The 16624-nt window shown below is 72.4% G+C and carries 9 protein-coding genes; 1 reads left to right on the top strand and 8 read right to left on the bottom strand.

What is annotated here, in order from left to right:
- Window positions 1-4: 4 nt before the first annotated feature.
- From KVT45_RS34695 to KVT45_RS34730, 8 genes are all read right to left on the bottom strand, one after another.
- The gene (locus tag KVT45_RS34695; RefSeq protein ID WP_217553121.1) at window positions 5-10864 is read right to left on the bottom strand and encodes a hypothetical protein; all 10860 of its coding nucleotides are present in this window, start codon (window positions 10862-10864) and stop codon (window positions 5-7) included.
- A gap of 10 nt (window positions 10865-10874) precedes the next feature.
- Complete coding sequence (locus KVT45_RS34700) at window positions 10875-11252, bottom strand: WXG100 family type VII secretion target (RefSeq protein ID WP_217553122.1); 378 nt, start codon at window positions 11250-11252, stop codon at window positions 10875-10877.
- Window positions 11245-11676 (bottom strand): YbaB/EbfC family nucleoid-associated protein, encoded by a 432-nt coding sequence (locus tag KVT45_RS34705; RefSeq protein WP_089099951.1) that lies wholly within the window; start codon window positions 11674-11676, stop codon window positions 11245-11247. Before KVT45_RS34705 ends, KVT45_RS34700 begins: the two co-directional genes overlap by 8 nt.
- A 26-nt stretch (window positions 11677-11702) precedes the next feature.
- Window positions 11703-14057: a WXG100 family type VII secretion target gene (locus KVT45_RS34710; RefSeq protein ID WP_217553123.1), complete on the bottom strand. Its 2355-nt coding sequence runs from the start codon at window positions 14055-14057 to the stop codon at window positions 11703-11705.
- A 23-nt stretch (window positions 14058-14080) separates the two neighbouring features.
- On the bottom strand, window positions 14081-14818 hold the full coding sequence (locus KVT45_RS34715) for a hypothetical protein (protein ID WP_217553124.1): 738 nt from the start codon (window positions 14816-14818) through the stop codon (window positions 14081-14083).
- A 1-nt stretch (window position 14819) separates the two neighbouring features.
- The gene (locus KVT45_RS34720) at window positions 14820-15110 is read right to left on the bottom strand and encodes a WXG100 family type VII secretion target (RefSeq protein WP_217553125.1); all 291 of its coding nucleotides are present in this window, start codon (window positions 15108-15110) and stop codon (window positions 14820-14822) included.
- 41 nt (window positions 15111-15151) lie between these two features.
- Complete coding sequence (locus KVT45_RS34725; protein ID WP_217553126.1) at window positions 15152-15487, bottom strand: WXG100 family type VII secretion target; 336 nt, start codon at window positions 15485-15487, stop codon at window positions 15152-15154.
- A 127-nt stretch (window positions 15488-15614) separates the two neighbouring features.
- A complete protein-coding gene (locus tag KVT45_RS34730) occupies window positions 15615-16241 on the bottom strand; it encodes a hypothetical protein (RefSeq protein ID WP_217553127.1) in 627 nt (208 codons plus the stop codon).
- A gap of 188 nt (window positions 16242-16429) precedes the next feature.
- Here KVT45_RS34730 and KVT45_RS34735 point away from each other — a divergent pair.
- A partial coding sequence (locus KVT45_RS34735; RefSeq protein WP_217553128.1) for a hypothetical protein occupies window positions 16430-16624 on the top strand: 195 nt, incomplete at its 3' end.

Below are 16624 nucleotides of genomic sequence, written 5' to 3' on the forward strand. Positions count from 1 at the left end.
GACGCTACTGGGCGGGGTGGGTGATCGTGATGACCGCGCCGTGGGGGGAGTCCTGGGTGTCGTGGGCGGGGTCCGGGACGTGGGGCTCGGTGGTGATGGTGAACGCGTCGGAGGTGAGGGGGGAGCCGAGGTCGTGCAGGTGGGTGTTCAGGCGGTGGACGAAGAACTCGCGGATGTGGGCGGCGCGTTCGGTGGCGAGTTGGATCGAGCGGCCGAAGTGGGGCCGGCCGGAGAGGGACACGGTGGCGTGACCGGTGATCTGGACGGTGGGCAGCCCGTGTCCGGGGTCGGTGCGCTGTACGGCGTTCCGTGCGACGTCGCCGGCCAGTGCGTCGAGGTGGGTGGTCTGGGCGGGGTCGAGGGTGGGGGTGTCCTCGGTGGTGAAGGTGATGTCGTGGGTGAGCGCCGGGGCGGGTGGGGGTGCGGGTGAGACTGGGCGTGGGGGGGCTTGAGGGGACGTGGTCCAGTGGAAGACGTGGCCGGTCAGGGTGCGGCGGGTGCCGTAGGGGCCGGTGTCGTCATGGGGGTGGAGGGTGATGCGGACGGGCTGGCGCATCAGGGATGTGGGGCCGGTGAGTTTGGCCTTGCCCGGTTCGGTGGGGGGTTGGGCGTGCGGCAGGGACGCGTCGGGGGTGGGGCGGTGCGGGGTGCCGGGGGCGCGGGTGACGGGGCGCGTGGAGTCGTAGGTCTGGTCGCGGGTGAGGCGGGTGGTGGCGAGGGGGACGGAGAGGACCGGGTCCTCGGTGAGGACCGCGAAGTCGGCGGGGGAGACGGTCCAGTTGTAGGAGTTGGTGGCGGCCGTGGCCGATTCGTCCTTGACGGCGACGGAGAGTTCGTCGTCGGCGGCCTCGCGGCGGGTCAGTTCCTCGGCGGGGCCGATGGCCTCCATGGACACCGCGAGCGAGGTGCCCGGCACCCGGTACGGGCTGTCCGAGTTGCCGAGTTCGTGGAAGAGGGCGGGGAGCGACTGGCCGGAGAACATCTGGCGGATCGCGAACTGCTCCTCCAGCGTGAGGCGTTGTTCCTGGCTCAGGTCGTGGCCGGGGCCGAGCCGGGGGTCGGCGGTGAAGGTGGCCAGGAAACGGGAGACCGTGGCGGTCAGGTGCGGGGGGAGCATGGTGTGGGCCGCCCAGTGGGCCGCGCCGGCGCTCTGGGCGAGGGCCCAGGAGTAGTAGGCGCCGGTCTGGCCCAGTACGCCGTCGCCCCAGGGGCGCGGGGTCGCCTGGACCTGGACGGCGGTGTCGTGCAGGGCCTTGGTGTTGTCGAAGCCGACCAGGTCGTGCGCCCCGCGCAGGGCGTTCTGCCAGGCGGTGTACCGGGCGGGGTCGCGGAGGCGGCTGAGTTCGACGTCGAACGGGTGGTCGGCCGGCGGCGCGGCCGGATCGGCGGGGACGTGCGGGGCGCCGGGGTGGGGTGCGGCGGTCGCGTCCTGGGTGAGGGACTCCGGCACCCACGCCGTGGCCTGGTGCGGGCCCACGGCCTCCGGCTCCTTCGGCAGGTGTACGAAGCGGCCGGTCTCGGTGCGCCGGGTGACCGTCACCTCGTACCGCAGGTCCGTGGTGAACCGGGCGTTCGTGCCGCCGTATCCGGATGTCTTGTGGCCGACGGTGGTGGTCACGCCGGACTCGGCGCTGCTGCCCCGGCCGCCTTCGAGCGCGCCGGCGGGGGTGGCGGAGGCCGAGTTGAAGTGGGGCACCGGGGGGCGCACGGAGGCCCGCAGGTTGCCGTCGACGCCGAGCGTGCCCTTGGCGCCGGCCTTGCCCTTGACCGTGTGGGCGGCGGTGACGTCACGGGTGAGGGGGCGGTCGGAGCGGGAGCCGTCGTCGTGCCAGGCGTCGGCGATCCCGCGCACCAGCACCTCGGTGACGACATGCCCGGCGCGCGTCACCTCGACGTGCCGGTCCAGGACGCCGGGGCCGACGAGTTCGTCGTAACGGGCGGCGAGGCTGTCCGGCGAGTAGGTGTCGGCGAAGGGGAGGGCGGCCACCGGGACGGCCTCCTCGCGCGGGCCGCGCAACTGCTGGTCGATCTCGCGGAGCACGGGGTCGGTGTCGGGGAGTTCCACCAGGGCACCGCCCGAGACGCCCTGGTCCAGCAGGGTGGCGCGGAGTTCCGGGGGCGCGGGGGACGGGGCGGCGGGCATGGGGGCGGTGGGCGCGGTGTGCAGGCGGGTCACGTCCTCGTCGGAGAGGAGGACGTGGATGTCGTGGTCGCGGCGGACCGGGCGGCCCACGTGCGAGGCGCCGGACGCCTCGGTGAGACGGCCGGTGACGCTCAGCTCGGCCGTGGCCCGGTAGACGTGCCAGGTGCCGGTGTGGCTGACCTTGCGGGTCGTGCTGGTCTGCTGTTTGAAGGTGTCGACGTCGTCCCACTGGCCGCCGGCCTTGAGCTTGCCGCCGCCGCGCACCTGGAACGTGGTGGTCAGCGCGCCGGTCGCGGTCTCGGGGAACAGGCCGAAGTCCGGGCCGATGTTGCCCTTGAGGGACAACGACGTCTGGTCGGCGAGGGCGGTGGCCCCGCTCGCCTTCAGCTCCAGGTCGAGGGTGCTGTCCCCGGACAGGGTCTCCTGGTACGTCAGGTCGATCAGCCGGGTGCGCACCGACAGGCCCACGGTGTCGGGGGCCCGGCCGTCGCCGACGTGCCGGTCGAGCGTGTTGGCCCAGCCGGAGTGCGAGGCGGAGACCAGACCGGGCAGCTGGGCGTGGCCGGCCAGCGCCTCCACGGCCTCCTCCAGCCGGGGGACGGGTGACGGTTCCGCGTCGCCCGGCTCACGGGACAGGTACGCCTGTTCCAGCGCGGTCCGCGCCTGGCGCTGGAGCCCGGCCTCGTCGGCGACCCGCGTGACGGCGTGCAGCTGGGGCAGCCGGGTGGGCCGCAGATGGCGGGGCGCGGTGGCGGACAGCTCCGGGCGGCGTACCTCGACCCGCAGCCGGTCGTCGGCCGCGGTGGTCACGTCGCGCACCCTGTCCGAGCCCTGGCCGTCGGCGGGGCGCTCGGCGGGCAGGGTGCTCGGCGGGTCGCCCTCCCGGTGCGGGGCGACCAGGACCCGGTACGTCACCGGGTAACTGAACGCGTCCGCCGGTCCCTTGTGCTGGAACGTGCGCTTGGCCTGCGTCTCGCTGGACGCCACGGTCTGCCGGGACGGGCCGTACGAGCCGTCGACACCGGCGTTCCCGAACGCCCGTACGGTGTCCGGCGGGTTCAGCGCCCTGCGCACGTTGCCGCTGACACCGAGGGTGTGCTTGCTGCCCCGGGTCACCCCCTTGTCGGCGGCGTGGCCCCGGGCCACCGTGTCCTTCGCGGTTCCCGCCGCCGCCCCGTCGTGGTGGCCCGCCCCGGTGTCGGCGCGGACCACCACCTCGTACGTACGACCGGGCAGCCCCGGCAGATGGGAGGCGTCCAGGGTGATCCGGAAGGTGCCGTCGAGGAGCCGGTCGCCGTCGGCGCGCAGTCCGGACCGGGAGACGCGTTCGCGCAGCAGGCGCTGGTTCTCCATGGCCTGCGGGGTGACCCGGCCCGCCGTGCCGTCGGGCGGCGGCAGGATGCCGGGGGCCAGCTCGCGCAGCCGCTCGGTGATGTGCCGCTCCAGTTCCCGGGAACCGGGCACGTCGACGAAGGCGGTGCGCTGGGCGGTCAGGGGCTCACGGAGGCTTGCGGGGGCGGGGCGGGTGCCGGGGGCGTCGGCGGCCGGGGCGGGAGCGTGGGTGCCGGGGACGCCGGAAGCGTCGGCGGCCGGGGCCGGGGCGGTGGTGCGGGTGTCGGTGGGGGGTGCGGCCGGTTGGTGGCGGACGCGGATGACCTCGCCGGTGCGTACGGCGGGCGGGTTCTCCTCGTCGCGCGCGGGCGCGGGGTCGGGTTCCGCGCGGACCGCGTGCAGGCCGTCCGTGCCCGGGGCCAGCCGCTCGCGGAGCACCTCCAGCCGGAACCGTACGCCCGTCCTGACCAGGTCGCCGGTGCCCTTGTGCTCCAGGCTCCGCTCCAGCGAGAAGGTCTGCTTGCCCTTCTCCTGGTGGGCCTGGCTGTACGCGTAGGAGTAGCCGCCGGTGACCGTCAGCCAGGTCGACTCCTTCGTCGTACGGCTCTGCCACAACCGCCGCGCGCCGCCGCCGTTCAGGCCGAGGCCCCACCCGCTGGTGTCGGTACGGCCCGTGGCGTGCTCGCCGGTCTCCTTGCTGGTGACGGTGTCCTTGTCGGCGACCGTGCCCTCGCGCACCGACGTCTCGGGCTCCAGGGTGAGCCGGAGCCAGGCGTGGCCGCCGCCGGTGAGGTCGAGCCGTTTGGAGGTCAGGCCCCAGCCGGCGGCGTGCTCGAAGCCGTCCACGACGTTCTTCGGGGACAGGAACTCCAGGATGTCGTTGTGCGCGGTGCCGTCGGGGCGGGCCTCGCCCGGGAGATGGCGGAAGACGTCCTCGCGCAGCGCGCCCAGGCCGGTGACGTCGAGCGGACGGCCCTCCGCGCGGTCGGGGCGGTCGCTCTCCCAGCCGTTCCAGCCGGTGGCGCGGCCGTCCGTCGGGGCCCGGTCCGGGCGGGTGATCTCCGCGGTCACGTCGGCGGCGACGGGGGCACCGGCGGGCCGGGGGAGCGGGCGGCCGTCGGGGCCGTTGACGGTCGCCTCGTAGCGGAAGCGCGAGACGTAGGTGTCGGTGGGGCCGGTGAGCGAGGTCTTCGTGCCCGTCTCGGCGCCCGTCTTCACCGAGGTGTCGGTCGCGTGCGTGGCGCCGCCCGCCTTGACGGAGGGGGTGATCAGGGCCAGCCGGTCGCCCTGGGAACCGTCCGGGCGGATCACGGTCGGGGCCAGGTCCAGGCCCGCCTCCGAGGCGGTGAGCGAGGTCTTCTTCGGCTCGGGCGCGCGCTTGGCCTCGGCGGACCGGTCGAAGCTCTTGCCGTCCCTCTCCTCGGCCGTTGCCTGGTCCCCGCGCAGGTGCCATCGGCCGGGGCGGGCCGTGAGCGTCACGTCGTGCAGGGCGCCGGCCACCCGGATCTGGAAGCGCCAGCCGCCGTTGACCATCTGCTCGTGCCGGGTCCGGAAGTCGGCGGGGTCGAACTCCGCGTCGAGCTTCTGGACGACCTGGCGGTCGGTGCGGTGCGCCTCGGGCAGGGTCGCCAGGACCTGGGCGCGCAGGTCCTCCGGGCCGGGGGCGTCGGTGATCCGGATGCCGGCCAGCGACTGCTGGTGCCGGTCACCGAGCCGGGCGGGCGGACCGGGCGGCTCGGGGGGCTCGGGGGACGGCGCGGTGTGGTCCACGGTCTCGGGGGCACCGGCCCGGTGGGGGTCGTCGTCCGGCGGACGGGGGGTCGAGGGGTCGCCCTCCGGCTCCACGACCATCGGCTCGGGCTCGGCGGCCTTGACGGCATCCCCGGTGACCGTCCCGGGGTTGACGACCGGTTCTACGACAGGTTCGACGACGGGGTCCACGACAGGTTCGACGACCGGCAGCACCTCGGGCTCACCGGACCGCACACCGACCGCGGCCTCGGGCTCCGGCGAGGGAAGAACGGGGTACTCGGCACGGGGGAGGGGGGACGCGTGCGTGAGGGGCGACTCGGCGCGGGTGAGGGTCGGCGGCTCCGCCTGGCGGGTGGTGGATTCGGCGTGGGGGAGCGGTGCGTCGGCGTTGATGAGGGGCGGCTCGGCCTGCCGGATCGGTGAGTCGGCGATGGTGATGGGCTCCGTCGGCGGGAGCGGTGACTCGGGGTGGTCGGTCGGCGGCTCGGGCCGGCCGGTCGGTGGTTCCGCCGGTGCCGGCCGCGGCTCCGGGGCCGGGCCCCTGAAGCGGAACTCGGCCGGGGCGTGGACGAGTTCCGCGTTGTTGACGTCGGGGCGGAAGCGGAGGAGGGGTTCGCCGCCCTCCTGGTGGGACTCCACGATCTTGCTGAAGATGCCCTTGCTGAAGGGCGTGGTCGGCTCCCAGTCCATGTGCGCCCCGTGCATGACGGCCATGTCGTTGGTCATCATGGTGCCGACGACCTCGTTGTACGGCTCGCCCTGCAGCCGGGTACCGCCCGGCGTGCTGATGTCGAACACGTCGTGGTCGCCGGTGATCTCCCGCCACTCCCCCTGGCCGTCCCGGCCGAACACCAGACCGTCCTCGACCTTGAACCGGCCCTCCTCGGTGAGCTGGTCCATGACCGGCGCCAGCGTCCTGAACTCCTCGTCGCGCTGGGCGTGCCGGGCTTCGAGCTTGTTCCAGGTCGCGTCGTCGAGGCTGCCGCGCTCGGGCAGCACCGGCTGGAAGTAGCCGATCAGACCGCGGTGTTCGTCCTTGGCTCCAAGCCTGACGTCCAGGTCGTTGACGGACTTCGCCTTGATGTCCTTGGGCTTGGGCAGCTTTCCCTCTTCGAGCCATCCGGCGGCCGTCGGATTGGTCGGCCGGACGTCGATCACGAGATTGCGCGCCTGCGCCAGACTCTTGAACCTGTCGAAGTTCTTCTCCGGCATTCCGTAGTGCGACCGTGCCACGGCCGGGGCCACCGTCCGCGGGGATTCGTGCTCCGGCGCGGGCGCGGGCGTCTGCGCCGTCGTGTCCGTGATCTGGATGTCAGGTACGGACGAGTGCTCCGTGCCGGTGTCTCCCTGCTGATCGGTGTCCGGAGAGTGCGTCTGCAGGCCGCTGCCACCGGCCACGGGGGCGCGGGGTGCGGCCTCGTCGGAGGGCGGAGCGGACGCCTCTCGGGCCACCTGCAGCACGGGGGGCGTGTCCGTTCCGTGGAACACGGCCTCCACGCCGTCGGACATGGCGAGGAACTCGTTCTCGGACTCGTACAGGAAGAGGGTGTGCTCGGGCGTCCCCTCTTCCGGTGCTCTGCTCTGCAGGTACGTTCCGAAGACCTGGTGCAGCGGAATCTCCTGCGAGGTGACCCAGAACGCCCCCAGCGTGTGGTTCTCGGTGTCGTTCTGGTCCTTGTACGGCGACATCAGGCTGTACGAATCCGCGGGCCCGCGCCGCAGATTGATCCGGGCGCCGATGTCCGGGGTCCGGTCACCGTTGGCATCGTCCACCACGGATCGCTTGTCCAGGCGCAGGAGTTGGACGACGCCCCGCTCCGGGTCCACGTTCGGCATTTTCACCCGGGTCAGGATCTCGTGGGTGAAGACGTGCTGGGCCACCATGCTCCGCACGTATTCCGGGGCGAAGTCCAGCACCGGGAGGGCGTCACGGTGGCCCGGGTAGGGGGCATCGCTGTTCTTGACCTCCGGGCCGTCGAGCCGAGACATGTAGAAGCCGTCGGGATGCTTCGCCGGACGGAAATGGCTCACCATCACCTTGAAGCGGAGTGACTCGCTGTTGTTGGAGCCGGCCGACTGGCCCACAGCCCAGTGCGCCAGCCAGTTGCTGTCGCCGCCGTTCCTGTTCAGCCAGGCGTGGAACTGCTCCGACACACCGCCAGGTCCATGCAGCGAACCGCCGATCGGCCCCGATGGATCGGTCGGCGAGACCAGGGCATACGACGTCACGACGCCCGCATCGATCTCGGACCGGTCACCCCAGCGCTCGTTCACGACCAGTTCCCGCGGCAGGTTGTCCAGGAAGCCGTCCTCCGCCATCAGCATCTGCACGTGCAGGAACTCATCGCGGTACTCGGGCCTCCAGCCGTCTTGCTTCAGCGACGACTCCACCTTCAGCAGACGTTCGGCACGCTCTCGTTCCGGATCGCCCGGCTCCTTCGCACGGACGGTCTCCTCCGCCCGCTCGGTGATCAGCCGAAGCCGGTACTCGGCCGCATGCGCCATGGCCCGGTACGCGTCATTCCGGTAATCCCACTGCGGCCAAGCGCCTTGCTCGTTCTCCTCCAGGAGACCTGTCACCTCACTTTCGTGGGAGTACGCCGCCGGAAACGTACTGATGTTCTGCGCGGACCGGTGCTCCTGGACGACCAGACCGAAATAGACGAAGGGATCGTCTCCCCACAGCGCGCGTGCCTCGAACGGCCCGGACGGCAACGACTCCAGCAGGGGAACGTCCGGGGCGGGCACGGTCGCCTCTTCCGGGACCGCCTGGTGTCCGGCGGCATCGGTGTGCTCGGTGTGCCCTGTCTGCTCCTCGGTCTCCGGTGTCCCCGGGCGGTCCGGGCCCTGTCCTTCGGCGTCCGTCCCCGTCCCCGGCCCGTTGCCGTGCTGCGCCATGTCGTGGGTGGGAGCCGGTGCTGTCCAGCGGGACGGCCCCGGCAGCGCAGTGGCGCCGCGGGTGGCCGGCGTGTCGCTTTCGGCGTCGCTCCAGTCCGTCTCCGGCTCCGACTCCTCGTCGGAGTCGTGCTGCAGCCGCCGATTCCTCATTGCGTTGTCGAACGCCCTGGCGAGATCTGCAGGGGTCGTGGTGCGCGGGTCCGTGACCGCCGACGCCTTCTGCCCGGAGCCGTCGAGCGGCTCGTAGCGTGACGGATCGGAGACCGGGTCGACCCAGGTGTGACTGCGCTTGTGGGGCGTCGCCGTGAGGCGCGTCTGCTCCCACTCGGCGTCGTGCGCGAGCCCCGGGTCCTCGCGGTGCAGGTCGCCGACGACAGCGGCGACCAACTGCAGATGACGGTCGCGCAGACCACCCCTGCTCAGCCCCTCGGGCGAGTCGGCGTGGAAGTTGCCCAGCAGACTGCCCTCGACCTGGGGGCGGTGCGGAACGGCCTCGTCGCGATACTCGTCACGCAGTCCGAGCACCTGGTGACTCAGCTCATGGGCGTATTCGACGGGTTCCGCGTCCGCCCGCCACCTCCGCTGGTCCATGACCCCGTCACGGCCGACGAGATCGACCGTCAGGTGCGCCTCCTCATGGGGCGCCGCACGCTCCACGGTGACATGCAGCCGGTCACCGCCACCGGGAAGGTGGTCCGGGCCGGGCAGGCGGTACCCCGGCGCGTTGAGGTACTGCTCGACGCCGGCCGACACCTTGGCCCAGACGGCATCCGTGTCGTGCCCCTGGCCGCCGTCCCGGAAGGCGATCCGCACCGTCAGATCGGTGACCGGCTCGCCCTGGTACACGAACCGGCGGGCCTCGAAGGTGGAGCGCACGACGAAGCGGGGCGTGCGGTCGAGCGTCATCCGGGGCGCCGGATCCCGTCCGGCCCGGTGGCCGCCGGGGGGCGGGGTGGGGTCCGGAGTGGGGTCGGGGGTGGAGGCGTGGGCGGCGGCCTGCCGGTGGGGTACGGCGGCGCCGTCATGGCCGGGTGCGGCGGTGGCGCCGGCGGTCGCGGTCGCGGTCGCGGTCGCGGTCTCCGATACGGCGGCGGTCGTATGCGAGGTGCCGTCGGCCTCGGTGTCGGTGACGCCCGTGGTGGCCGACGAGGATGTGGTGACGGTACTGGACTCCGTCGGCCTGGCCGCGCCCGCGGTGCCGGTGGTCTGCGTGGTCCGGGCGGATTCCGGGCCGGTCGTCTGGGTGCGGGTGGCGGCGGACGGCGGGGTGTTCGTCTCCGTCTGGGTACGGACCGAGGTGCCGGACTCGTTACGGGCGGCGGATACGCCGGTCTCCGTACGGACGGACGGCGCCGATCCGGTCGTACCTGTACTCGTGCCGGTGCTGATCCCGGTGCCGCGTTGCCCACCCGTGCCCGCCGTGGACGGGCGGGCGGTTCCGGCGGCGGTGGTGGTGCTGGTGCCGCCTGTCGTCACGCGGGTCTGCGAGGTGGCCGTCGTACCGGTACGGGTGGCCGTCCCGCCGTCGGCGTGGGATGTCGTCGCGCTCGACGTGGACGTGACGGTGGTCGTGAACCCCGGCAGCCCCTGCTCGTGTTGGTGCTCGTGCTGAGCGGTGGCGACGGACGAGGACGAGGACGATGACGTGGAGGTCGTGGTCGACGTGGATGTGGACGTGGACGTGCTGTGGGGCGTCTCGGTGCTGTGGTGGGTGGTGGAGCTCTGCCCGGTGGCTGTCGCTGTGGCGGTCGCGTTCTTCTCGGTGGCCGCCGTGCTCTGCGTCGAGTCCTTGAAGGTCCCGGTGTCGGACAGGTGTTCCGTCTTCTCGGCCGAGACCAGGCCGGGCAGGTCGGACAGGTCGGCCAGGCCGGACAGGTTGATCTTGAGCGCGTCCGGGACGTCCACATGGACGGGGTCCACCTTGACCGTGTCGTCCTTGCCGCCGAACCGCCGCTTGCCGCCACCGCCCAGCGCGCCCAGCGCACCCGCGCTGATGGACGTGCCGAACTCGTCCTCCCCGCTGTGGTAGATGCCGTACATGATCCCGGAGGTGCCGATGCCGGTGGCCGCGCCGAGGATGGCCTTGCCGAGCAGCGAGTGCGCGAACTTCGGCGCGAGGACGCTGCCGGCGCCGAAGAAGAGGCCGCCCACGGCCCCGCCGATGGCGCCCGACACCACGGCGGAGACGGTGTTGTCGGTGGACCACTCGGTGCGGTCGCCCTTGAGGAACTGGATGGTCTGGACGGCTACGTCGAGGCCGACGTTCATGGCGACACCGGTCGCGACCGAGATGAGCAGCCGGCGCAGGATCATCTTCACCGCGACCCGGGCCGCCGTGATGGCCAGCGGGATGACCTCGGGCGCGAAGAAGATCCACTCCGCGATCTGCGCGGCCAGCAGGATGAGCTGGCCGAGGATCATGTACTTGGAGTACTCGACCTGGACGGCGGTGTGCTTGCCCAGCTTGCCCAGCTGGTTCGCCGACTCGGCCATCTCCGGGAGGCTGGCCTCCAGTTGGGTCACGAAGGCCCGGAACTCGTCGGCGACCTGCCCGCCCACGCTCTCCAGGACCCCGTTGCCGGACGCGCCGATCTGCCCGCTGATGCCCTTGAGTTCTTGGGCGGCGTCGTTCCACGCCTGGCCGAGGGCATGCAGGTTGTCCTCGTCGCCCTTGGGCCAGGCCTGACCGACCGCCAGCCGGGCGACCCAGGCCAGCTCGGGGGGCATCTCGACGCTCATACCGGAGAGTTCACCGCCGGGTGCGGTGCGGCGAGGAGTCGCCGCCGCCCGTCGTCACGGAGTCGGTGGCCGGCGTGATGGCGTGCAGCGCCTCCACGTTCGCCTCCTCGGTCCGGGCGTACCCCTTGGCCATGGTGCGGATGCCGTCGACCGTGCTGTCGAGTACGTTGCCGACGCCCGTGATGCCCTTGCTGAGCTGCCGCTTGGGCTCCGCGTACTGCTCCAGGAACTGCCGTCCGCTCTCGTCGTCGCCCCAGCACGCGCCGAGCGACTCCAGCCGGCCGTCCAGCTTGGTGGCGATGGAGCGGATCCGCGCGGCCAGCTCCTGCATCTGCGGGGCGGACTGGCCGAGCCGGGCGGTGTCGACGGAGAAGGTGTTGTCACTCATGGGTCTCTCCCTGGAAGCCGTGGTCGACGTAGTCGCGTACGGAGTCCGGCATCGCCGGGTCCTCGGGCAGTACGGCGGCCGGGTCGACCCGGCCCTGGAGCAGGTCCGGCACGGTCACCCCGGGCGGCAACTGCTCGGCGAGCACGCCCGCGACGCCTTCCAGCGCCTCGGCCCGTGCCTGCCGCAGGGTGGTGAGCAGTACGTCGGCCAGCTCCTTGGGCGCCATCCGGCGGTAGGCGCCGGTGGGGAACTCGATGGCGGTGACCTCCCCCTGGGCGCCGACGGTGATCTTCACCGTCTGCCGTGGGGCGGTCACGGTCGCCGTCGTCTCGTTGATCCGGCGCCGGGTCGCGGCGGCCTCGTCGCGCTGGCGGCGGTACTGGTCCAGCAGGTCCTCGATCTGCTGGTCGTACGGGCTGGGCACGGGAACTCGTCTCCTCTCGGGCCGGGTCAGAGGGTGGCGGTGGAGTCGCCGGGGACGGTTCCCCAGGTGCTCTGGTGCTGGACCAGCAGGTCCGCGATGCCGCGGGCGTCCGGTTCCTCGTCCGGTTCCTCCCCGGCCTCCGCCGACTCCTCGGGCTCCTCGGGTTCCTCCGGTGCGGGGCCGCCGTCGCCGCACATCGCCTCGCCGAGGAAGGCGGTGCCGGTGCCGGCCTGTGCCCCGGTGGCGGTGCGGTCCGGCTGCCAGGTGGTGCGCGGCTCGGCGGACTCGGCCTGCTCGGGGTCCGCCTCCCGCTCGCGGTCACCGTTCAGCGCCCACAGCAGGGGGACGAACGCGGCCGCGCCGGCCCCGGCCTCCCACACGGAGAAGTCCTCCTCACCGTCGTCGCCGTCGTCGCCGTGGTGGTCCGCGGTCAGGGGCAGACCGTCGGATCCGACGGCCACCGGTGCAGTGCGGGGGGCGGTCGCGGTCTCGGTCTCGGGGGCGATGCCCGTCGCAGGCTCCGCCGCCGTGCCCGCTTCGGCCGCTGCCGGCTCTACGGCGCCCTGCCCGGCGTTCACATCGGTGCTCTCGGCGGTGCTCTCGTCCGCGTTCCCGTCGGCGTTCTCGGCGGTGCTCGTGTCGGCCCGGTCGTCCGCGCGGCGCGTGGTGGCGCGGGTCGCGGGGCCCGTGGTGGTGCCGAATCCGGGCAGGTACGGCACTCCGGGCAGGGCTCCGGTGGGCGAGCCGGCCTCGTCGTCGCCGGACTCCTCCGCGCCTTCCCAGGGTTCGGCGCTGCCGTCGAGCAGCCCGGAAGCGTCGGTGCGTTCGCCGGCGCCGTCCCGGCCCGCGCCGGGGGCGCCGCCCATGCCGCCCATGGCCGGCAGATACGGCATCCCGGCCGTACCGAGGCCTTCGCCGCCGGCCGCCGTGCCCAGCTCCGAGCCGACCTCGTCGCCGGGGGCCTCCTCGCCCTCCCAGGGGTCCGCACTGGAGTCGAGCAGCCCCGAGGCGTCCGTGGGCTCGGAGGTGAGACCGGCGCCGTTCGCCCCCGCACCGCCCATCCCCGGCATGTACGGCATCCCGGAGGACGTCGCCAGCTGGGAGGGGGAGAGGGCGTCGGAGGACAGGCCGTCGGTGAGGCCGTCGTCCACTCCGCCGGTGAGGCCGTCGCCCAGGCCGTCTCCCAGGCCGTCGTTCAGCCCGGTGTCGCCGAAGGCGGCCGGGTCGGCCGTGGACAGACCGCCCAGCGAGCTCTCGCCGTCGGCTCCGAGGCCGCTGTTGCCCAGCCCGGACAGGCTGCCCAGGCCGGGGAAGGAGAGCGGGTTGAGCGCGCTGTCGATGGCCGAGGGGTCGAGGCTGCCGAGATCGCCCAGGCCGCCGAGATCGCCGATGCCGTCGCCGCTGCCGAGCCCGCTGTCCGCACCGCCGTCCAGGCCGAGGTCGCCGGGGTAGGAGGTGGGGTCGCCGGAGCCGTCCAGACCGGCGAGGTCCCCGATGTCGCCGATACCGTCGCCGGTGCCGTCGCCCGTGCCGAGCCCGCTGTCCAGGTCGGTGTTGGGGTAGCCGGAGAGGTCCGACAGGTTTCCGTTGTCGCCGAGGTCGCCGAGGCCGGAGTCGGACCCGCCGCCCAGGTTCGCATCGGTGTTCGGATCGCCGTTCGGGTCCGGAAGACCGTTGTCGTCACCGGAGTCGTTCGGGTTGTCGGTCGGCGAGGTCACCGGGGTCGGGTTCACGATGGCGTCGGTGGTGACCTGATAGGAGTGCGCCAGGTTCTTGAGCACGGCGCGCATGTCGTCGGTCATCATCGCGACGAGTTCGGGCTTCTGGCTGATCGGGATCAGCCCGTCGGACATCGGCGTGACGCCCATCTGCTGGGCCTCGTTGGCGTAGAACACGTCGATCTCCGCGAGCTTGTTCTGCGCGCTCTGGAACGCGATCGCGTTGTTGGCCAGCTGGTGCGGGACGGAGTGGTCGCCGGTCGAACCCCCGGACAGCACATCGGCGTTGGCCTTCACCTGCCGGGAGAAGTTGGTCATCATGTCGAGGAACGAGTCGGCGGCCGTGCCGCCCCACGGGCCGTTGTCGCCGGCGAGCGCCTTGGCCTGGTCGACCAGGCTCTTGGTGACGCCCTCCAGGGTCAGTTGGATGTGGTAGAAGGCGTTGGCCGCGTCCAGCAGCGACTGCGGGTTGGCGATGGAGCGGGCGTGGGCCAGGTTGGCGTCGGTCGAGACTCCGGACGACATGCCGTAGACGGCGGCCTTGATCTGCTTCCAGTCCCAGTTGTCGTAGTCCGTGACGCTTCCGTTGGACGAGCCGTCGGGATCACCGAAGATCGCTCCGTCATCGCCCTGGTGGAAGCCGCCGCTGTTGTAGTCCGGCACTTTCGCCCTCCCGCCGAGCGCGCCTAGGTGGTGCTGTTCGAGTTGCCGTTACCGGTGTTGCCGTTGCCGTTGCCGTTGCCGGTATTGCCGTTACCGGTGTTGCCGTTACCGGTGTTGCTGTTCGAGTTGCCGTTACCGGTGTTGGTCGTCATGTTGTTGCCGCCGTTGGACGTCATCATCGTGTTGAAGTCGGCGGTGGTCGTCGTGAAGGCGTCCGAGAGGTCCTGGGCCGTCATGTTGTTGGCGTCCTCGGTCGTGGCGTACTTCTGGCTCAGCCCCCGTACGCCGTCCCGCAGGTCCGTCAGGCCCCGGACCAGGGCCGACAGTGCGTCGCTGTAGCTCTTCTTGAGACCTGCGTCGGCGTTCGGGCCGTTGATCGTCGTACGCATCACGTTGGCGTGGTAGAAGGCGCCCGGCGCGACCGAGACATCGGTCAGATCGGTGGCGAGCTTGCGCACCGGCTGGATCAGCAGGTCGATGTTGGAGGCGAACAGGTCCAGCGACGGCGTGCTGACCGAGGTCCCGTCGTGCCCGTCGCCACCGGGTACCGGCGGGGGCACGAAGGGGTGCAGGTCGGAGAGGATCCCCTGGGTGTGCAGGACGTCGGTGCCGCCGTGGTAGTGCTGGTCGTCGCTGCTGCCGGTGGTGGTGACCAGGGTGGTGGTGTTGTTGTTGTCTTTGTAGTCGTTGGGGTTGATGGTCGGGTCGTTGTTGCCGACGTTGTCGTCCTGACCGGTGGTGTGGACGTAATCGGTCGCCACCTCACTGCTCCCAGAGACTCACGCCGTGCCGCTCACCCGCGTAGTAGGACTCGTTGATCTGGCCGAGGGCGTTGGTGGCGTTCTGGGCCTGGGTCACCATGTCGGCTGCGGCGGCGTCCCACTTGGCCTTGGCGACGTCGTAGGTGGCGCGGGCGTCGCTGGTCCACTCGCTCAGGTGCACCTTGGCGCTGTCGTCCAGCTCGCTCAGCGCCGCCTGGATCTTCCCACTGATCGCGGTCATCTCGCCGATCACGTACTCGACCTGGTTCATGTTGACGGTGTACGTAGGCATGGGTCGCTCCTTGTGTGTGTGGGGGTGGTGGGGACCGGAGGTCAGAAACCGGGCAGCGGGGCCGACATGGTCTTGCTCAGCTGGCTGGCCGCGTCCGTGGTGTTCTGGTGCGTGGTGTCGTAACTCCCGGTGTTGGCCTGGAGCTTCTGGAGCATCAGCTCCAACTGCTGCTTCACCGTGCCGAAGTCGGTGAGCCAGGTGTCCATGGCGCTCTGGAAGGTGGTGGAGGCGTCACCGGTCCAGCTGGAGCGCAGCGCCTCGATCTGGCTCTGCATCTGGGTGTACGTGCCGTTGACCTCGTCCAGGGCGGTCTGGAAGCTGCCCTGGGCGGTCCGCATGCCCGAAGTGTCGACCGATGTGTTCGTGTTGGCGGCCATGGCCGTTCCTCTCGTGCCGGGGACGTGGGGGTCGTCGTTCGTGATGGTGGTCCGGGGCCGCGCCTGGCAGGGGCCGGAATCCGGACTCGCTGCCCCACCGGCCGTGATTTTCTGTCCCTGCGGCCCGTCAGCCGGCCACCAGCGCGTCCTCCAACGGGAGTTCGCCCGCCAGGTCGGCGAGGACCAGCGCGGGGGCGCCCGCGCGGGCGGCGATCCGGTCGGCCAGCCGGTGCGCGCAGTACGCGCCGTGCGCCGGGTCCTGCGCGGCGAGCGCCGCGAGGACGTCGTCGGGTACCTCGAAGCCGAGGACCGTGAGCCGCCGCCGGGTCAGCTCCGCGAGACCCGCGCCGGTCCAGGCGGGCAGCCGCAGGTACTCGGCGAACGTCCCGGCCAGATCGGTACGGGTGCGCAGCAGCTCCATCAGGCGCGGGGCGCCGCCGCAGAGCACGAGCACCGGGCCGTACGGGCCGCGGGCCGCCGTCTCCGTGGTCAACGCGTCGACGACAGCGTGCCGTTCGGCCTCCGGCCGGGACTCGAAGGCGGGGTCCGCCGCCACCGTCAGCAGGCCGCCGGCCGCGCGCCGGAACACGTCGGCGAGGAACGCGCGCGGCTGGTTGGCCCAGCGGGCCGGGACGGCCGACAGCGGTACGTGCGTGAGCGCGCCGGACGCGACGATGCCGAGCTCGCCCAGCGCTCTGCCGTACGCGGCGGCCACGGCCCGGCGTCCGCTGCCCGGGGGGCCCTCCAGCACCACGTCCGCGAGACCTGCGGTGCCTTGCCCGAGCTTGACGAGCGTGTCCAGGCGGGCGGCCAGGGCGTCGGTGACGGGGGTGAGGGAGGTGAGGGCGGTGAGGTGGCGGGTGGCCTCGGCTTCGCCTTCGGCCTTTGTGTTCCCACCCGCACCACCCGTGACAGTTTCGTGGTCGGGTGCGGGTGGCCCCTGTGGGGCGGAATCGCCGTCGGCGGCTGCGGCTGCGGGCGCCGGGGACGGCGGCGGAGGCGGAGTCGGTGCGGGTGCGGGTGCGGGTGCGCGAGTCGGTGCGGGTGCGGGTGCGGGTGCGGGTGCGGGTGCGGGTGCGGGTGGGGGTGGGGGAGGCGGAGTCGGTGTGGGTGGTGGGGGAGCGGGGGCTGTGGGGG

It is taken from the genome of Streptomyces sp. GbtcB6 (assembly GCF_019091475.1).
Taxonomy (GTDB): Bacteria; Actinomycetota; Actinomycetes; order Streptomycetales; family Streptomycetaceae; genus Streptomyces; species Streptomyces hyaluromycini.

Coding starts and splice junctions, on each gene's coding strand:
- KVT45_RS34695 (WP_217553121.1), bottom strand. CDS start 10,864: ATGAGCGTCGAGATGCCCCCCGAGCTGGCCTGGGTCGCCCGGCTGGCG.
- KVT45_RS34700 (WP_217553122.1), bottom strand. CDS start 11,252: ATGAGTGACAACACCTTCTCCGTCGACACCGCCCGGCTCGGCCAGTCC.
- KVT45_RS34720 (WP_217553125.1), bottom strand. CDS start 15,110: ATGCCTACGTACACCGTCAACATGAACCAGGTCGAGTACGTGATCGGC.
- KVT45_RS34725 (WP_217553126.1), bottom strand. CDS start 15,487: ATGGCCGCCAACACGAACACATCGGTCGACACTTCGGGCATGCGGACC.